Origin of the sequence: Sagittula sp. NFXS13, assembly GCF_040148795.1 — a bacterium.
Taxonomy (GTDB): domain Bacteria; phylum Pseudomonadota; class Alphaproteobacteria; order Rhodobacterales; family Rhodobacteraceae; genus Sagittula; species Sagittula marina.
This window is the reverse complement of the sequence record NZ_JAGEMH010000021.1, coordinates 17,812-34,375: the sequence shown is the minus strand read 5'-3', so window position 1 is coordinate 34,375 and position 16,564 is coordinate 17,812. Positions and strand designations below refer to the sequence as shown.

The window sequence follows — 16,564 nt, the reverse complement described above, 5'->3', positions numbered from 1 at the left end:
GGAGGACGGGCGGGCCACCGGACATACGGATAAAGAAACTTAAAGGGAGGACATCATGAAACATCTATTGCTTTCCACCGTGCTTGGCACGCTGGTCGCGACCACCTCGCTGACCCAGCAGGCCCAGGCGGAAACGCCGGCCGATCAACTCATCGTCGGGTTCAACATGAACAACGTGTTGACGATGGACCCCGCGGCCATCACCGGGTCGGATGCTGTTCAGATCCTGAACAACGTCTACGACACGATCGTGCGGCTCGACCCCGACACCAAGAAGCTGACCCCCTCGCTGGCGGAACGCTGGGAAATCGCGCCGGACAACCGCTCCGTGACCTTCTATCTTGATCCGGACGCAACCTTCGCCTCGGGCAATCCGATCACTGCCGAAGACGTGCGCTTCAGCCTCTCCCGCCCGATCGAGCTGACCCTCGCGCAGTCCACATGGCTGGTCAGCCGGGGGTATTCGCCGGAAAACATCGGCGAAATGTTCGAAGTGGTCGATGACAAGACCTTCAGACTGCACCTGCCGCAGCCCGACGATCCGCGTCTGATCATGATGGTCCTGACCATCAACGGGCCGGGCTCGATCCTCGACAGCAAGCTGGTCGCAGAACACGACGACGGCGACAACGGCACCGCGTGGCTGACCAACAACTCCGCCGGGTCGGGGGCCTTCACCATCGGGCAGTGGCGCGCGAACGAATTCGTCATCCTGAACCAGAACGCCGATTACTGGGGCGGCGCGCCCGCCATGAGCCGCGTGCTGATGCGCCATTTGCCAGAAAGCCAGACCCAGCGGCTGGCGCTGGAACAAGGCGATCTGGACATCGGTTATTCCCTCGCCGCTCCTGACCTGACGGCGCTGGAAACCAACGAAGACATCACCGTCGAAACCGTGCCTTCGGCCGGGTTCTACTACCTCGCCGTGTCGATGGAAGACGAACGTTTCGCCAATCCCAAGGTCCGCGAAGCGCTGCGCTACCTGATTGACTACGACGGGATCAACACCGCGATCATGCCGTATTTCGGCGTCGAACGTCAGCGCCCCATCAGCTCCGGTGCCTTTGGCGTTCTGCCCGATCTGGAGTACACGCTGGACGTGGACAAGGCCAAGGCCCTTCTGGCAGAGGCCGGTTACCCCGATGGTTTCGACACCACGATCCGCGTGATCTCCACCCAGGAGTTCCTCGACAGCGCCACCGCGATACAAGGGACGCTGGCGCAGGCGGGCATCAACGCCGAGATCATCACCGGCGGCGGCGGCCAGATCTATGGCGCCATGCGCGAGCGGAACTTCGAGCTGCTGGTCGGCCGTGGCGGCGGCGGGCAGTTGCCGCACCCCGACAGCAACCTGCGTGCGTTGATCTACAACCCGGACAACTCGCAAGAGGCCGGTCTGACCAACTATCAGGGGTGGCGCACCTCCTTCATGGATGAAGGTCTCAACGAGATGATCGAGGCGGCGCTGGTCGAACCTGACGCCGAGAAACAGGCCAAACTGTATCAGGACATACAGGAAGAGATGGAAGCCGCGGTGCCGTCGATCCAACCGTTTTCCGAACGCGTGGTGACAGCTGCCTACCAGGACGACGTCGATGGCATCATCGTCGATCCTTGGGTCGCCCGGTTCGAGGACGTGGTCAAGAACCGCTAAGTCTTCCCTCGGTTCGAGACACCAGACGGGGCGCGGGCATCTTCCGCGCCCTTTTTGCGTTGCTGCTCAAAGACGGGTTTTCAGAAAGGCCACGGCTTCGGCCAGCGTCTCGCGGAGGCAGGTGTGGCCCGCATCATGCAACGCGGTGTCCGGGCGCGGCCCTCCGGCAGCACGACAGATACGGGCGATCCTGCCCCAGGCGCGGATCACGCTGTCCTCTGGCATGTGGCGATCCCCCCGGCCAGAGCGGTAGAACTGAGGTTTGCGCGCCGCAAGCCCGGCCAGATCGGGAAAGTCCGCCCGCCCGGCAATTTTTGGATGCAGCATGTAGAACGCCGACTGGCCCGCCAACAACGGTGCGCCCGGCCGCATCAGATCGACGCAGCAGGCCATCCACGACAGGCTGGCGTGGGCCGCAATGTGTGCGCTCAGCGCCGCCACCTGCCACGCCCGAAATCCACCGAAGGAAAACCCGAAGGCGCCAATGCGCCCTGCGTCGATGCCCGGTTGTGCCGCAAGCCACGCGGCGGCCTGCGCGTCCTCTGCCGCCACCAGCCCCGCAAGTGACCAGCCCAACGCCTGCGCATTCGCCGCCAGCGCCTGTTGCGCCGCATAGCCCCCGGTCTGCCGCGCGCCCCAGCCAAGCGCGTCGAGGCACAGCACTGCAAAACCAGCGTCGACAAAGGCCTGCGCGGGCGCTTGCCCGTCATAATGCGTGCTCCGGCTGCCCTGCGTTCCCGGTTCATCGAACAGCTTTTGCCAGCCGTGGTCGAATGCGCCGCCATGGTCGTGCAACAACAGGACCGCCGGATGCGGCCCCTGCCCTGCTGGCCGAACGAACCGACCCGTGCTTTCTGCCCCGGTGGCAAAGCGCAAAGTGACAACCTCACCCTGCACTGTGCCTGTCGCAGCCTCACGCCACGGAGGAAGGCTCGCCTGCCAGACCCGCGCCAGACGTCTTGCCCCCACATCAAAAGGCCCCCGCTCGAAAGCGAAGGCCAGATCCATGGGCAAATCCTGTCGCCGCGCCTCCAGAAAGGCGGGCAGCTCAGATGGCGTGTTCATACTCAAGGCTCGCTCCGATCAGGTCCTGCGCATAGGTCTGTGTCGCGCCGCCCTGGGTGATGGCTTCGCGCGGCAGAACCTCGACCACACGGCCATGCTGCATGATCGCAAAGCGGTCGCACATATGATCCACCACGGCGAGGTCATGGCTCACCATCACGTAGGTGAACCCCTTTTCCTTTTGTAGCCGCACCAAAAGGTTCAGCACCTCGGCCTGCACCGACACGTCCAACGCAGAGGTCGGCTCATCCAGCAGCAACACATCCGGCTCCATGATCAGGGCGCGGGCGATGGCCACGCGCTGGCGCTGTCCGCCGGACAGCTGGTGCGGATAGCGGTCGAGAAACTCCACCGGCAGCCCCACGTCCCGCATGGCACGGATCATCCGGCCCTCGCGGTCGTCCAGCTTGTTGATGCGCAACCCTTCTTCGAGCGTTGTGCGAATGGAATGGCGCGGATGCAGGGAGCCGTAGGGGTCCTGGAACACCATCTGCATCATGCGGCACCGGTCAGAGACCTCCATATCGCGCACCGCGCTGTCGCCTATGAGCACGTCGCCTGTCCAACTGTCGTTGAGCCGCGAGATACAGCGCAAGATCGTCGACTTTCCCGATCCGCTTTCCCCCACGAGGCCAAAGCACTCCCCCGCTTTCACATCGAGACTGATGTTGTGTAGCACCTGAACCGCGCCAAAGGTGATACACAGGTCGTTGATGGTGATCGGCTTCATGCCACCTCTCCTTGCGCGTTGAGCCAGCTGTCCTGACGGTCCAGCACGGGCAGCGGACCGCGCGGCCCGCCGATGCGCGGCTGTGCCGCCAGCAGCCCTTGGGTGTAGGGATGCTGCGCGCGGTCCAGATGTTTCGCGTCCAGCGTTTCCACCAGCCGACCGGCGTACATGATCAACACCCGGTCACAGAACGCCCGCACAAGGTTCAGGTCGTGGCTGATCATCACCAGTCCGATCCCCTTGTCGCGCACCAACCCGTCAAGGATGCGCAGCACCTGCAACCGGATCGTCACATCCAGCGCCGAGGTCGGCTCATCCGCAATCACCAGGTCGGGCGAGGTCAGCAGCATCATGGCGATCATCACACGCTGCCCCATGCCGCCGGACACCTCGTGGGGATACATGTCGTAGACCCGCTCGGGGTCGCGGATATGGACCTGCTCCAACATCTCGACCGCGCGTTGCCGCGCCTCCGCCTTGGTACAGCGCACATGGGTGCGATACGCCTCTGCGATCTGGTGACCACAGCGCTGAATCGGGTTGAGCGAGAATTTCGGGTCCTGCAGGATCATCGACATGCGCTGCCCGCGCACCTTCAGCATCTGCCGTTCCGAGGCGTTCAGCAGGTCGACCTCCTCAAAGGTCATCTTGTCCGCCGTCAGCTCTGCGGTGTCCAGCAGGCGCATGATCGCGCGGCCTACGGTGGACTTACCCGAGCCGCTTTCGCCAACGATGCCGAGCCGTTCGCGCCCCAGCGTAAAGCTGACATTGCGCACCGCAGGCTCCGCAGATCCCTGGTAGCGGATCGACAGGTTCCGGATATCCAAAATCGGGTCCATGGTTTACCTCCGGTTCATCTGTTTGGGATCAAGCGCATCGCGCAGGCCATCGCCCAGCAGGTTAAAGGCCAGGCTGACGCTCAGGATGGCAAGACCGGGAAAGGTCACCAGCCACCAGCTGTCGATCATGTAGCGCCGGCCCGTGGCAATCATCGCGCCCCATTCCGGCAGCGGCGGCTGCGCGCCCAGGCCCAGAAAGCCCAGGCCTGCCGCGGTCAGGATCACCGTCGCCATGTTCAGCGTCAGCCGGATCAGCACCGACGGCAGGCACATGGGCACGATCGACCGCCAGATGATCCGCGCAGGGGATGCGCCTTGCAGACGCGCCGCCGAGATATAATCCGCCTGCCGGAATGTCATGGTCTCTGCCCGTGCCAGGCGCGCGATGGGTGGCCAGGCGGTCAGCGCAATGGCGATGATGGCATTGTTCAGGCTCGGCCCAAGCGCGGCCACAAAGGCCAGCGACAAGATCAGCGAAGGGAAGGACAAGAAGATGTCGGTGATCCGCATCAGAACCGTGTCCACCTTGCCACCGAAATATCCGGCAACCGTGCCAAAGATCAGCCCCAGCGGCCCCACCACGATCGTCACCAGAAAGATGATGGTCAGCGTGATACGCGACCCGTGCACCAGCCGGGAAAAGATATCGCGCCCCAGCTCATCCGTGCCGAACAGGTAGTCGCTTGATGGCGGGTGCAGGGTGTTTTGCAGGTCCTGCATATAAGGGTCGTGGGTGGCGATCAGCGGTGCGAACAGCGCAAGGATCAGCAGCAAGCCCAACACGACCAACCCGAACAGCGACGTCGGTGACCGCGTCAGGAACACCACGATATTGCGCGCCGCGATCAGACCTTGCGGCATTTTCCGGCGCGGCAAGGCGGCGGATGTCTCTTGTGTCATGCTCATCTCGTCCTCGGATCAAATACGCGGTACAGAATGTCGGACAGGATGTTCAGCCCGATGAAGATGACGCCGACGATCAAGACGCAGGTCATCACGGCGTTCATGTCACCGATCAAAAGGTTCGACGTCAGGTATTGGCCGAAACCGGGGAAGGCAAAGACCGTCTCGATCAGCACCGCCCCCTCCAGCAGCGACCCGTAGGCCAGCGCCACGATGGTCACCAGTTGCACCCGGATGTTGCCAAAGGCATGGCGCCAGATGGTCTGGCGGCGGCTCAGCCCCTTGACCCGCGCGGTGGTCACATATTCCTGATTGATCTGGTCCAGCATGAAGCTGCGCGTCATGCGCGTGATGTAGGCCGAGGACGAATACCCGAGCAACGCCGCCGGCAGGATCAGGTGGTTCAGTGCGGACCAGAACACGTCCCATTGGCCCGCCAGGATGCTGTCGATCAGCAGAAAGTTGGTCCGTTCCGGCACCAGCCCGATATAGAACTGGCTCATTCGGCCCGATCCGCCCACCCAGCCAAGGTTGGCGTAAAAGATCAAAAGCGCGATCATGCCGGTCCAGAAGATTGGCATGGAATGCCCCATCAGGCTCAGCACCCGGATCACCTGGTCTTGCCATTTGTCCTTGTTCACGGCGGCGATGACGCCCATGGGTGTGCCCAAACCGGCACCGATGATGATGGCAAAGGTCGCCAGCTCGATCGTGGCGGGCAGTGCGCGGGCGATATCCTGCAACACAGGCTGGCCCGTGCGGATCGACGTGCCGAAGTCCAGCGTGACCACGTCGCGCAAGTACAGCAGGAACTGCTGCCACATGGGCTTGTCCAGCCCGAGTTGCTGGTAGACGTGCTCATAGACCTCGCGGCTGGCGTCTTCGCCCACCATGGCGCGCACCGGATCGGTTGGCATGATACGCCCGATCACGAAGGTCAGTATCAACAAACCGAACAAAGTGATCAGGATCGAAAACCCGTGCTCCGTTAAACCATTCAGACGGCGTCGAGACAGCCGCATATTCCCCTCCCTCACGGCCCGTTGCGGCCGTTTCTTCGGTCATACATATGTCCAATACTTGTTATACAGCTTTAAGGCCGTCACTTGGCGTCTGTCAACCGTCAACCACCTTCGGGAAACGGTTTCGCCTTGCATTATATCGTTCAGCGCGTGGACAGGCCCCCGACAAGATGTCATAACCCGTGATATGATCCTGTATGAGAAGTGGGGACAACGCCAATGGTATCACACGCCCAGCCCAGCCCGTCTGAGAAACCCACCACACGCCGGACCTTGGTCGAAATTGTTCGGGAAAAGCTGCGCACGCAGATCGAATCCGGCCGCTATCCCACCGGACAGCGACTGCCGAGCGAAGCTCAGATGACGCAGGAATTCGAGGTCAGCCGGACGGTGATCCGCGAGGCCGTCGCCTCGCTCCGCGCTGATGGGCTGGTGGAACCACGCCAGGGCGCAGGGGTCTTTGTGCTGGAGCCGACCGCGCAGGTGAAGCCGCCGTTTCAAAACATCGACCTCGACCGAATCTCCTCCATGATCGAGCTTCTGGAGTTGCGCACCGCGGTAGAGGTCGAGGCAGCAGGACTGGCCGCGACGCGCCGCTCCCCCGCGCAAGAGGAGGAAATCATTCGCTGTATGCATGACGTGCAAAGCGCAGCGACGGCCGGTACGCCAACGATGGAAGCCGATTTTGCTCTGCATCTGACAATTGCCCGCGCCACGAACAACCCGCGGTTCAGCGAATTCCTGTCCATGATCGGGACCAATCTGATCCCGCGCAAGGCCCTGGCTGAAACCGATGCCGAACCAGTTGCGCCAGAGTATCTGGACGTCATTCAGGCGGAGCACGAGGAAATCGTAAATGCCATCCTGAATGGCGACGAAGAAGCCGCACGCACCGCAATGCGCAGCCACCTCAAAAGCAGCCAGACCCGTTACCGGGCGCTTTTGCGTGCCGGAAATACCCGAAGCGCTTGACGCTCCACATCCTGTCATACATATTTTGCAAAATTATATGATGGCCCTTGTGGCCGCGCTTTGCGAAAGGACATGTCATGCAGGACACGCTGCGCAAATTCCCCGTGGTTTCCCCGGACACAGGCGTCACCCGGCAGGTTCTGGCGGATGCGCCCGACCTCATGGTCGTCTCGTTTCGCTTTGACGAAGGCGCGCAAGGCGCGCTCCACAGTCACCCTCACGTGCAGTCTACTTACGTTGAAAGCGGACGTTTCCGGTTCACCCTCTCCGGAGAAGACTTTGAGGTCGGCCCCGGCGACAGCTTTGTGATCCCGTCAGGGGCGGAACACGGTTGCGTTTGCCTGGCACCCGGCCAGTTGGTGGATTGCTTCACGCCCCGCCGGGATGACTTTCTGTAACCTCGAAAGCGCGCATTTATCGGACCCTGTCTTATGCCTGGGCAGGTTCTAATAGATCTCGACGCCCTGCGGCAGAATCGCACCGCGATGCTGGATGACCTTACCCGCCAAAGCATGACCTGCGCGGGCGCAGTCTTCTGGCGCCGCACCGCGCAGGGCCGCGGCCAGAAAGCCCGCGTTAAAGCTGTCCCCGGCCGCCGTCGTGTCCACCACGCGCGTGACCGGCGGCGTCGGAACCTGGCCGCTCACGTCGCCCAGCAGGAACGCGCCGTCCGACCCGGCTTTCAGCGCGCCACCGCCGACTCCGTAGTCGATAAACCGCTTCAGAACAGCGTCGCTGCTGGCATCCCCGAACAAGGCTTGCTCATCATCGACCGAGGGGAAGGCAAAATCACAAATGCGCCAAAGCCTCTCGCACCATGTCGCGGCCACGTCGCGGCTGCTCCACAACGCCGGGCGATAGTTGGAATCGAAGGCGACCCTGCCCCCCCTGCCCCGCTCGGCGGTCAACCAACTCACCAGCGCCTCTCGCGCGGAATCCTGCATGATTGCCAAGGTGATACCGGACAGGACAACCACGTCGCAGTCCGCCACAGCATCGAAATCACTTTCCTTAGAAAACAGCCCCCGCGCAGCAGAGACGCTGCGCCAATAGGTAAAGCGACGCTCACCTGCATCGTCGGTGTCGATGGCATAAAGCCCGCAGGTCGCGCCCGTGACACGCCGCAATCCGGCTTCCGACAGACCTGCATCCACCACCGCCTTTGCGATCCGGTTGGAATAAGGATCATCGCCCAACGCGGTGACAAGGCGCACATCGGCCTCAGGCATCAGCCGCCGCAGGTAAACCGCACTGTTGTACACGTCACCCGCAACGCCAAGACGCGCGTCGTCGCCCTGCCGCGCCATTTCAATCATCGCCTCACCGGCGAAAGCCACCTTGACCGCCATTCCTCTGACCTCACTCGATTGCGCCCTGTTGACCTATAGTACAGATTACGCCAAAAAGGCAATGTCATCATACAAGCAAGCGGCCGACAGTCTGCTTAGACCGGCCTTTCCATGTGGCCATTAGAAAGGACACTCCCCAATGCTTACCGTTGAAACCCGGCACGCCATTCATCCAGACCACGCCAAGGGCATGGACACCGCCGCCCTGCGCGAGAACTTTCTTGGCGAGGGCCTGTTCGCTGACAAGGAAATTCGGCTTGTCTACAGCCACTACGACCGCTTCACGCTGGGCGGCGCGGTGCCCGCAGGTGGCACCCTGACCCTCGACGAGGTCGCAGAGACGAAAACACCCTCGTTCCTCGACCGCCGCGAGATGGGCATCGTCAACATCGGCGAGGCCGGTACGGTCGAGGCCGGCGGCGAAACCTACGCCATGAACCGTGGCGACGTGCTCTACCTCGGCATGGGCACCGGCGCTGTGACGTTTTCCGGCCAGGGCCGCTTTTACATCACATCCGCCCCGGCGCACCGCGCCCTGCCCTCGCGGCTCGTCACGGTTGCCGATTGTGTCGAAGTCACGCTTGGCGCGGCTGAGACCTCGAACAAACGCACGATCAAGCAGTTCATCCATCCGCAGGTCATGGAAAGCTGCCAGCTGATCCTCGGTTACACCTCGCTCGAAGAAGGCTCGGTCTGGAACACGATCCCCAGCCATATTCACGACCGCCGGATGGAAGCTTACCTCTACTGGGGCATGGATGAGGACGCCCGCGTTCTGCACCTCATGGGCCAGCCGCAGGAGACCCGGCACCTGTTCGTCGCCAACGAACAGGCGGTGCTGTCGCCCACGTGGTCGATCCACTCCGGCGCGGGCATCGGCAAATACACCTTCATCTGGGCCATGGCGGGCGACAACGTCGATTACACCGACATGGACTTCATCCAGCCCAAGGACATGCGCTGATGGCTGGCCCGTTTTCTCTCGACGGGCGCCGTGCGCTTGTGACCGGCGCAAACACCGGCATCGGGCAGGCCATTGCGATTTCCCTGGCCGGTCAAGGTGCTGAGGTGGTCTGTGCCGGGCGGCGCAGCTGCGCTGACACCGTGGCCCAGATTGCGGCGGCGGGTGGTACGGCGTCGGAGCTGATCCTGGATTTTTCCGATCCGATGGCCGCGCGGAACACCTTTGCAGATCAAGGGTTTACCATATTGGTCAACAACGCCGGGATCATCCGGCGCGAAGACTCCGTCGACTATTCCGAGGCGGATTGGGACGCGGTCATGGATGTGAACCTGAAGGCGCTGTTCTTTACCACGCAGGCGTTCGGCAAGGCGGCCATGGCCGCGAAAACGCCCGCCAGCGTTGTCAATATCGCCTCGCTCCTGTCGTTTCAGGGCGGCATCCGCGTGCCCGCCTATACGGCGGCCAAGCACGGGGTGGCCGGATTGACCAAGATCCTTGCCAACGAGTGGGCCCCGCACGGGATCACCGTCAATGCCATCGCCCCGGGCTATATCGAGACGAACAACACAGAGGCGCTGCGCAACGATCCGGAGCGGTCCAAGGCCATCCTTGATCGCATCCCTGCCGCGCGCTGGGGCAAAGCCTCGGACATCGGTGGCACGGCGGCCTTCCTCGCGTCACCTGCGGCGGAATACATCACCGGCACAGTGCTGAACGTCGACGGCGGCTGGCTCGCCCGGTAAATGCCTTTCAGGGGGCAGGCTCCGCCCTGCCCTCAGATCACCAGATCGGCGGCATACACATCGCGGACCCAGCGTGGAAGCCGTGGCGCCGCCTGGCTCAAGCGCCCGCCAGAAAAAACCACCATCTGTTGAGGTGGCACGTTCAGAACAGAATTGTCGAAAACCATCCCGCGATCCGCGCGCAAAATCGCGTCGCGTATCAACGGCTGGCTGCGGAGGAAACGCGCCCGGATCTTATCCTCCGGCACGTCATGTCCGCCTTCTTCGGTGCGCAACCGGACGCGGCCAACGGACAGCTCCGGGCTTTCGACCCCCACATGCATGACGATGACGATGTAGCCGCGCGCCTGGGCTGTCTTTATGATCTCCAACTTGGAAGGATGCGAGAACACGGTTTCCGTGGCAAAGCTCTGGCGAGCCTCCAGCAGCTCCGCCCGTCGCGCATCCGCAATCCGCGCTGCCTCGTAAGCGGCCTCCATGGTCGAGATCTTCAGTTCATCGCGTTGTATCAGATCGGCATTGATGAACGGTCCGGCGAAACTTGGCGCGACGCGGGTCTCATACAGCGTTGATTTTCCTGAACCATTCGGGCCTGCGAGCAGGACGAGACTTGGCCTCATCGGGCGGCGGCGTCCTTGGCATAAACAAGGTTGCCGCCAGCATCCAGACCCACACCCAATCCAATCGCCTGCCGTTTGGCGTAGAAAGCCTCTTCAGCCTGCGACGCTTCGCCCATCTTTTCGATAAAAGCGTCGAGCCACGCGGCCTCTTCGCCGTCGTGCAGGTCCTTCGTGTCCAGCTGTCCTTGCAACGCGGCCGTGATGCGGGCGTAATCGTAGCTGCCGGAATGTTCGATGGCGCGACCGATCTTGAGCCAATGGGTGATCTGCCCGGCCACGGACCGGCTGTGCAAATCCGCCTCGCGCCGGACGAGCGCCATGATTTCATCAGCAAGTTTCACGGATTGCGCCATTCGGACCTCCAACACTTTCGCCAAAGGTGGCATTTTGCCACCCAAAAGTCAAGCCTGACAGATTCGCCCAACGCGCCCCCAAATCAGGCGTCAAACGCTCTGAGGTCGGCGTTTTCACCACGAACCTTCCAGAATTGTGCCAAAAGCGGACTCAATCCTGTGGAAAACCCCTTGCACGAATCCAACCCCTCGGACAATAGTCACGGAAAAGGGCGAGAAAACGCCACAATCCGTGAATTCGCGGCGCTGGAAAGAGGGCAGATGCAGGATACCACCGACACCGAAGACCTCAATGCGGTCATCCGGGCCCATTCCGAGATCCTTGCCGGGCAACTCCATGCCCAGCGAGAGAGCCTGTTCCCCCCGGACGCCGCAAAGCAGATGCGCAAGTTCACTTCTGGCGAGGCCGCGCAGCTTATTGGCGTCAATGACAGCTACCTCCGCAAGCTGCATCTGGATGGCAAAGGCCCCTCCCCCGAGGTCACCGCAGGCAATCGGCGGCTCTATTCCGTCGAGGACATGCAGGCGGTCCGCCATCTGCTGGAAAAGACCGCGCGCAAGCCTGGCGACTACTTGCCCGGTCGCCGCGAGGGCGACCACATGCAGGTCATCGGCGTGATGAATTTCAAAGGTGGCTCCGGCAAAACCACCACCTCCGCCCACCTCGCGCAACGGCTCGCGCTCAAAGGTCATCGCGTTCTGGCCATCGACCTCGACCCGCAGGCCTCGCTGACCGCGCTGCACGGGGTGCAACCCGAATATGACCTGCCCGAGGGCGGCACGCTGTACGATGCGATCCGCTACACCGATCCGGTGCCGATCACGGATGTGATCCGCTCGACCTACATTCTCAACCTCGATCTGATCCCCGGCAATCTCGAACTGATGGAGTTCGAACACGACACCCCCCGCGCGCTGGCGCAGGGCAACGCCGGGCTGTTCTTCTTTCGTGTGCGCGAAGCGCTGCAACAGGTGGACGATCGCTACGATGTGGTGGTGATCGACTGCCCCCCGCAACTGGGCTTTCTGACCATGTCCGCGCTCTCCGCCGCAACGGGCGTGCTGGTGACCATTCATCCGGAAATGCTCGACGTGATGTCGATGTCGCAATTCCTGCGCATGACTGCGGACCTGATGGATGTGATCGCAGAGTCCGGCGCGGACATGAGCCACGACTGGATGCGCTACGTTCTGACCCGCTACGAACCAACCGACGCGCCACAAAATCGGATCACCGCGTTTTTGCGTACCATGTACGGCGAAAAAGTCCTGAACGCGCCGATGCTGAAATCCACCGCCATCTCGGATGCAGGACTGACCAAACAGACCCTGTACGAGGTGGAACGCTCGGCGTTCACACGGTCGACCTATGACCGCGCCATCGAAAGCCTGAACGCCGTGAACGACGAGATCGGCGCTTTGATCCAGGCCACCTGGGGCCGCTGAGGGAGAGGACGACATGACCGACAAAAAGAAAAGCCGCCTGTCCATGCTCGACAGCCTCGCCGGGGCCGGTATGGGGCCTGCCGCAGCACCGCAGCCGATGATGTCGTCGAACCGCGCGTTGCGGTCGGCACGCAATGCGGTGGATGGGCACAATGTCTGGGAACTCGATCCTGACAGCATCGACGATCTGCGCCTCAATGACCGGATGGAGCTGGGCGATCTCTCCGACTTGCGACGCTCGATCGAGGAAAATGGACAGGCTGTCCCGATCCTTGTGCGTCGCCTGCCCGGGCAAAACGAACGCTACGGTCTGGTCTACGGCCGCCGTCGCCTCGCCGCGATTGCCGAAAGTGACCAGATCACCAAAGTGCGCGCCCTCGTCGCCACCCTTGATGAAGACGACGCCCTGCGGGCCCAAGTTGCCGAAAACTCCGAACGGCGCGATCTATCCTACATCGAAAAAGCCATGTTTGCGCATCAGTTGGCACGCACTGGCTTTGGCACACAGGACAAGGTGGCCGAAGTCCTCAACGTCACGAAATCATGGATCTCCATGGCGAACGCGGTGCTGCGCGGCGTTGGCACCGAGCTCGCCGGCTGCATCGGCCCGGCCCCCGGCATCGGCCGTCCAAGGTGGGAGGCCCTGGCGCGCGGGATTGCAGAGCATGTTCGCACCCCAGAAGACCTGCTGCACGTGGCCCGCCAGGCCCGCGTCACGGCCATGGATGCCCGCAGCAATGTCCCGGAAGGCGACGCACAGCAAGACATTTCAGTAAGCGTCTTCGAGGCGGTGGAGAAAGCAGTCCACCGGGCCGCCAAGCGCCCTGCATCGGCATCGCCGCCCCCGCAGACCCTGACCCTGGATGGCAGCCCGGCGGGCCGTCTTCGCCGCACGTCAAAAGGGCTTGCTGTCGATCTGACCGACGGGGGCTTCGCTGACTGGTTGCGCAACGGCGCAGACGAGATTTTCGAAGAGTTACACGCCCGCTACCGAGCGCAGCGTTGATCCGACCTTAACCTAATCGAGCAACCCAAAAAGGAGGCACGAGCCCGACAAAAGAAAAGGCCCCGCAAAGCACTGCTCCACGAGACCCTTCCAAGATTTGCACCCTGAAGGTACGACCCGGAGCCGCAACTCGCAAGTCCTATGTGATTCGCGAGCAGGGTTTTCTTATGTCTTCGTGAAAAAAATATGGGATATGAGCCACTGACGTCGTTTCGGCGTCCGATCACTCGCGTCGAAACGACGCCCAAGCCATCGCGGCCCACCCCGGATGTGTCTGTGAACAAATGGGAAGCCCTGCGCGAACTGACCGTAGCGCGGGAAATATATGGTCTCAGCGATCGGGACCTCTCCGTGCTTCAGGCGCTTTTGAGCTTCCATCCGGAAACTGACCTTTCTCTGGACGCCCAGGCGGGTTTGGTGGTCTTTCCTTCCAACACCTCGATTTGTGAGCGGCTTCATGGCATGGCGAACTCCACCATGCGGCGTCATCTCTCAAGACTGATCGACGCCGGACTTTTGATCCGCCGAGACAGTCCAAACGGCAAGCGTTACACCCGGCGCACCTCTGTCGGCCGGGTCGCGTTCGGATTTGATTTGCGCCCACTGGTCCAGCGTCACGCTGATCACTGCGCCGCCGCAGAAGACATCCGCGCCCGCCAGGACCGTATCAAACGCCTAAGGGAAACGGTAAGCCTGATGCGTCGGGATTTGGCGGCTTTGGCGGATTGGGGACAGTGCGACCGGCCTGATCTGGCCATCTGGGATGCGTACTCCGACCTTGCGCGCCTTACTGCGCGTGATCTGCGCCGGAAGCTGGATGAACAAACGTTGACGAGCCTGCACGACCAGCTGATGAGCGCGCTGGACAGGCTGCGTGATATCCTGGAACCTGTGGAAAACACCGAAACTGCCGCTGATGTTTCAGCCGGATTGGGCACCAGTGCTGCTCAATCTGAGCAGCACCACCAGAACTCAGATAAAGACTCTTATTGGTCTGAAGGAAAGGACCGCAGCCAAATCGATGAGAAAGATCATACACCGGCGCTACCGCTTCGTATGATCTTGGCATGCTGCCCTGAAATTCAGTCCTTTAGTCAGGACCCAATCCGTCATTGGCATGAGCTGGTGAATATATCCGAGATGCTTCGCCCGATGATAGGCATTTCAAGTTCTGCTTGGGAAGAAGCACGTGCGGCAATGGGACCGGAACAAACAGCTGTGGTTTTGGCTGCTATGTTTGAACGTTTAAGCACAATTCGATCACCAGGCGGCTACCTTCGCCACCTTGCTCGGAAATCCAGCGATGGAAGATTCTCCTGTGCCGCAATGATAATGGCATTGAGGAATGCCCACGGTTCACAGCTGTGAACCTGTGAAATCAGCAAAGTTCACAGCTGTGAACTCGTTTTGGAAGGTCTGGGAATCACGGCACTAGCCTGCCCTTCACCGCGCTGCTTGTCAGGGTGAGCAACGGAACTGCTCAAGGTATTGCGTGGCTTTATCGTATGACAGACGTGCCGAGATGTCATGGCGCATGCGAAAGCCTTGATCTGGTCCGATCAACGCGGACGGGAAAGATCAAGCGGTTGGAGGCTCTGCCGAAGGTGTCGCTACTCGACCGGAAACCGCGGATTGCCAGGCCCCAAATGAGGCGGGGACGGGGTGGCGACAGGGCGTATTCGATAGCTCATTTCGATGTTTGTCCATGGCATACTCTTGAATTTATCAGCCACGCAGAACCACTCGGCTCTGAGGTCGCTTGCCCCAAGCCATTGAGACTGCGTGATATAATCGGCTATTCACGAGAATGTTGACATTCATCATACAAGTTGGTCATATAACATTGCAGGTAGCGTGAACAGCTGCCTGATGTCAGGGAGGACACAATAATGTTTCGTATGACCACTTCGGCCATCGCGCTTGCGCTGCTTGCTGCACCTGTTGCCGCTGAAACTTGGCGCACCTGGGCCATTCACCCGGAGGGCTACCCGAACGTCACCGCGCTGGAGAGCTTTGCCGAGGACGTCGCGGCCATGACCGACGGCGAGATCGAACCTCAGGTTTATCCCGGTGGCGTGTTGGGCGCACAGCCTGACGCCATCGAGCAGCTTCGTGCCGGCGCTATCGCTGTTGGCAATTTCAACATGGGCCCGATGGGGGAGATCGTGCCCGCGACCAACGTGCTGTCGCTGCCGTTTATCTTCCGCGATGTGGATCATATGCACGCGGCAATGGACGGTGAAATCGGCCAGCGCTTTTCCGACGCGCTGTCCGAAGAGGGCATCGTCGCGCTGAGCTGGATGGATAGTGGCTCCCGCAGCTTCTACAACACCAAGAAGCCGATCCAGACCCCCGAAGACATGGCCGGGCTGAAGTTCCGCGTCATGAGCAACGATCTGTATGTGCAGATGGTCGACAGCCTTGGTGGGAACGCGACCCCGATGGCATACGGCGAAGTGTACCAGTCGCTGAAGACAGGCGTGATCGACGGGGCAGAAAACAACTACCCCAGCTTTGAATCCTCGAACCACTACGAGGTGGCAAAGTACTATTCCATCACCAATCACCTGATCATCCCCGAGTGCATTTGCGTGGCGAAGTCGGTCTGGGACGAAACATCGCCTGAGATGCAGGAGATGGTCCGCGAGGCCGCCGTGGCCGCCGCGCAGGAACAGCGTGAACTTTGGGCCGAGCGGTCTGATGCCTCCAAACAGCAGGTCATCGACAGCGGTGTCGCGGTGAACGAGGTGACTGACTCTGCGGCGTTTCAAAGCGCGATGGAGCCGGTTTATGCCAAGTTCATCGAGGCGAACCCCGATCTGGAACAGCTGATCCGCGACATCCAGGCGATCGAATAAACATCGGCTGTTACCGTGCGCGCGCCTCCTGAGGATCCGA

Annotated in this window: 17 protein-coding genes; 9 read left to right on the top strand and 8 right to left on the bottom strand. The window is 61.4% G+C overall.

Going from position 1 to position 16,564, the window contains the following annotated elements; translation table 11 throughout:
- Window positions 1–55: 55 nt before the first annotated feature.
- Window positions 56–1,654, top strand: a complete 1,599-nt coding sequence (locus J4E08_RS22220) for an ABC transporter substrate-binding protein (RefSeq protein ID WP_349540361.1) — start codon at window positions 56–58, stop codon at window positions 1,652–1,654.
- A gap of 66 nt (window positions 1,655–1,720) precedes the next feature.
- Here the strand turns inward: J4E08_RS22220 and J4E08_RS22215 are convergent, their stop codons facing one another.
- Genes J4E08_RS22215 through J4E08_RS22195 form a run of 5 tightly spaced genes read right to left on the bottom strand, consistent with a single transcriptional unit; the run spans window position 1,721 to window position 6,213 of the window.
- Window positions 1,721–2,719: a CocE/NonD family hydrolase gene (locus J4E08_RS22215; protein WP_349540360.1), complete on the bottom strand. Its 999-nt coding sequence runs from the start codon at window positions 2,717–2,719 to the stop codon at window positions 1,721–1,723.
- A complete protein-coding gene (locus J4E08_RS22210) occupies window positions 2,703–3,449 on the bottom strand; it encodes an ABC transporter ATP-binding protein (protein ID WP_349540359.1) in 747 nt (248 codons plus the stop codon). The genes J4E08_RS22215 and J4E08_RS22210 overlap by 17 nt, the downstream gene beginning before the upstream one ends.
- The gene (locus J4E08_RS22205; RefSeq protein WP_349540358.1) at window positions 3,446–4,288 is read right to left on the bottom strand and encodes an ABC transporter ATP-binding protein; all 843 of its coding nucleotides are present in this window, start codon (window positions 4,286–4,288) and stop codon (window positions 3,446–3,448) included. The genes J4E08_RS22210 and J4E08_RS22205 overlap by 4 nt, the downstream gene beginning before the upstream one ends.
- Window positions 4,289–4,291: 3 nt before the next feature.
- Complete coding sequence (gene nikC / locus J4E08_RS22200) at window positions 4,292–5,194, bottom strand: nickel transporter permease (RefSeq protein WP_502949310.1); 903 nt, start codon at window positions 5,192–5,194, stop codon at window positions 4,292–4,294.
- Entirely contained in the window at window positions 5,191–6,213 is a 1,023-nt protein-coding gene (locus J4E08_RS22195; protein WP_221235695.1) for an ABC transporter permease, read from the bottom strand. Before J4E08_RS22195 ends, nikC begins: the two co-directional genes overlap by 4 nt.
- A 219-nt stretch (window positions 6,214–6,432) precedes the next feature.
- Here J4E08_RS22195 and J4E08_RS22190 point away from each other — a divergent pair, with 219 nt between their 5' ends.
- Together J4E08_RS22190 and J4E08_RS22185 are read left to right on the top strand one after the other, a co-directional pair.
- Entirely contained in the window at window positions 6,433–7,185 is a 753-nt protein-coding gene (locus J4E08_RS22190; RefSeq protein WP_349540357.1) for a FadR/GntR family transcriptional regulator, read from the top strand.
- Window positions 7,186–7,262: 77 nt separating this feature from the next.
- Entirely contained in the window at window positions 7,263–7,583 is a 321-nt protein-coding gene (locus J4E08_RS22185) for a cupin domain-containing protein (protein WP_349540356.1), read from the top strand.
- Between the two features lie 48 nt (window positions 7,584–7,631).
- Here the strand turns inward: J4E08_RS22185 and J4E08_RS22180 are convergent, their stop codons facing one another.
- A complete protein-coding gene (locus J4E08_RS22180) occupies window positions 7,632–8,534 on the bottom strand; it encodes a sugar kinase (RefSeq protein ID WP_349540355.1) in 903 nt (300 codons plus the stop codon).
- Between the two features lie 139 nt (window positions 8,535–8,673).
- Here J4E08_RS22180 and kduI point away from each other — a divergent pair, with 139 nt between their 5' ends.
- Together kduI and kduD are read left to right on the top strand one after the other, a co-directional pair.
- Window positions 8,674–9,498, top strand: a complete 825-nt coding sequence (kduI, locus tag J4E08_RS22175; RefSeq protein ID WP_349540354.1) for a 5-dehydro-4-deoxy-D-glucuronate isomerase — start codon at window positions 8,674–8,676, stop codon at window positions 9,496–9,498.
- Window positions 9,498–10,241, top strand: coding sequence for a 2-dehydro-3-deoxy-D-gluconate 5-dehydrogenase KduD (gene kduD / locus J4E08_RS22170; RefSeq protein WP_349540353.1), 744 nt, complete (start codon window positions 9,498–9,500; stop codon window positions 10,239–10,241). Before kduI ends, kduD begins: the two co-directional genes overlap by 1 nt.
- Before the next feature lie 32 nt (window positions 10,242–10,273).
- Here the strand turns inward: kduD and J4E08_RS22165 are convergent, their stop codons facing one another.
- On the bottom strand, window positions 10,274–10,861 hold the full coding sequence (locus J4E08_RS22165; protein ID WP_349540352.1) for an ATPase: 588 nt from the start codon (window positions 10,859–10,861) through the stop codon (window positions 10,274–10,276).
- Window positions 10,858–11,214, bottom strand: coding sequence for a TA system antitoxin ParD family protein (locus J4E08_RS22160; RefSeq protein WP_502949309.1), 357 nt, complete (start codon window positions 11,212–11,214; stop codon window positions 10,858–10,860). Before J4E08_RS22160 ends, J4E08_RS22165 begins: the two co-directional genes overlap by 4 nt.
- 261 nt (window positions 11,215–11,475) lie before the next feature.
- Between J4E08_RS22160 and repA the strand changes: the two genes are divergently transcribed.
- The 4 genes from repA (at window position 11,476) to J4E08_RS22140 (ending at window position 16,524) form a co-directional block, all read left to right on the top strand.
- Window positions 11,476–12,660 carry a plasmid partitioning protein RepA gene (gene repA, locus J4E08_RS22155; protein ID WP_349540350.1) on the top strand — a complete coding sequence of 395 codons (1,185 nt, stop codon included), beginning with the start codon at window positions 11,476–11,478 and terminating at the stop codon, window positions 12,658–12,660.
- A gap of 13 nt (window positions 12,661–12,673) precedes the next feature.
- Entirely contained in the window at window positions 12,674–13,666 is a 993-nt protein-coding gene (gene repB, locus J4E08_RS22150; protein WP_349540349.1) for a plasmid partitioning protein RepB, read from the top strand.
- Between the two features lie 186 nt (window positions 13,667–13,852).
- Window positions 13,853–15,034 (top strand): plasmid replication protein RepC, encoded by a 1,182-nt coding sequence (gene repC, locus J4E08_RS22145; protein WP_349540348.1) that lies wholly within the window; start codon window positions 13,853–13,855, stop codon window positions 15,032–15,034.
- A 521-nt stretch (window positions 15,035–15,555) separates the two neighbouring features.
- Window positions 15,556–16,524 carry a TRAP transporter substrate-binding protein gene (locus tag J4E08_RS22140; protein ID WP_349540347.1) on the top strand — a complete coding sequence of 323 codons (969 nt, stop codon included), beginning with the start codon at window positions 15,556–15,558 and terminating at the stop codon, window positions 16,522–16,524.
- The last annotated feature ends 40 nt before the right edge of the window (window positions 16,525–16,564 follow it).

Bases quoted from the DNA above. Each gene is read 5' to 3' on its own strand.
- J4E08_RS22220 (WP_349540361.1), top strand. From the start codon at position 56: ATGAAACATCTATTGCTTTCCACCGTGCTTGGCACGCTGGTCGCGACC.
- J4E08_RS22215 (WP_349540360.1), bottom strand. From the start codon at position 2,719: ATGAACACGCCATCTGAGCTGCCCGCCTTTCTGGAGGCGCGGCGACAG.
- J4E08_RS22210 (WP_349540359.1), bottom strand. From the start codon at position 3,449: ATGAAGCCGATCACCATCAACGACCTGTGTATCACCTTTGGCGCGGTT.
- J4E08_RS22205 (WP_349540358.1), bottom strand. From the start codon at position 4,288: ATGGACCCGATTTTGGATATCCGGAACCTGTCGATCCGCTACCAGGGA.
- nikC (WP_502949310.1), bottom strand. From the start codon at position 5,194: ATGAGCATGACACAAGAGACATCCGCCGCCTTGCCGCGCCGGAAAATG.
- J4E08_RS22195 (WP_221235695.1), bottom strand. From the start codon at position 6,213: ATGCGGCTGTCTCGACGCCGTCTGAATGGTTTAACGGAGCACGGGTTT.
- J4E08_RS22190 (WP_349540357.1), top strand. From the start codon at position 6,433: ATGGTATCACACGCCCAGCCCAGCCCGTCTGAGAAACCCACCACACGC.
- J4E08_RS22185 (WP_349540356.1), top strand. From the start codon at position 7,263: ATGCAGGACACGCTGCGCAAATTCCCCGTGGTTTCCCCGGACACAGGC.
- J4E08_RS22180 (WP_349540355.1), bottom strand. From the start codon at position 8,534: ATGGCGGTCAAGGTGGCTTTCGCCGGTGAGGCGATGATTGAAATGGCG.
- kduI (WP_349540354.1), top strand. From the start codon at position 8,674: ATGCTTACCGTTGAAACCCGGCACGCCATTCATCCAGACCACGCCAAG.
- kduD (WP_349540353.1), top strand. From the start codon at position 9,498: ATGGCTGGCCCGTTTTCTCTCGACGGGCGCCGTGCGCTTGTGACCGGC.
- J4E08_RS22165 (WP_349540352.1), bottom strand. From the start codon at position 10,861: ATGAGGCCAAGTCTCGTCCTGCTCGCAGGCCCGAATGGTTCAGGAAAA.
- J4E08_RS22160 (WP_502949309.1), bottom strand. From the start codon at position 11,214: ATGGCGCAATCCGTGAAACTTGCTGATGAAATCATGGCGCTCGTCCGG.
- repA (WP_349540350.1), top strand. From the start codon at position 11,476: ATGCAGGATACCACCGACACCGAAGACCTCAATGCGGTCATCCGGGCC.
- repB (WP_349540349.1), top strand. From the start codon at position 12,674: ATGACCGACAAAAAGAAAAGCCGCCTGTCCATGCTCGACAGCCTCGCC.
- repC (WP_349540348.1), top strand. From the start codon at position 13,853: ATGGGATATGAGCCACTGACGTCGTTTCGGCGTCCGATCACTCGCGTC.
- J4E08_RS22140 (WP_349540347.1), top strand. From the start codon at position 15,556: ATGTTTCGTATGACCACTTCGGCCATCGCGCTTGCGCTGCTTGCTGCA.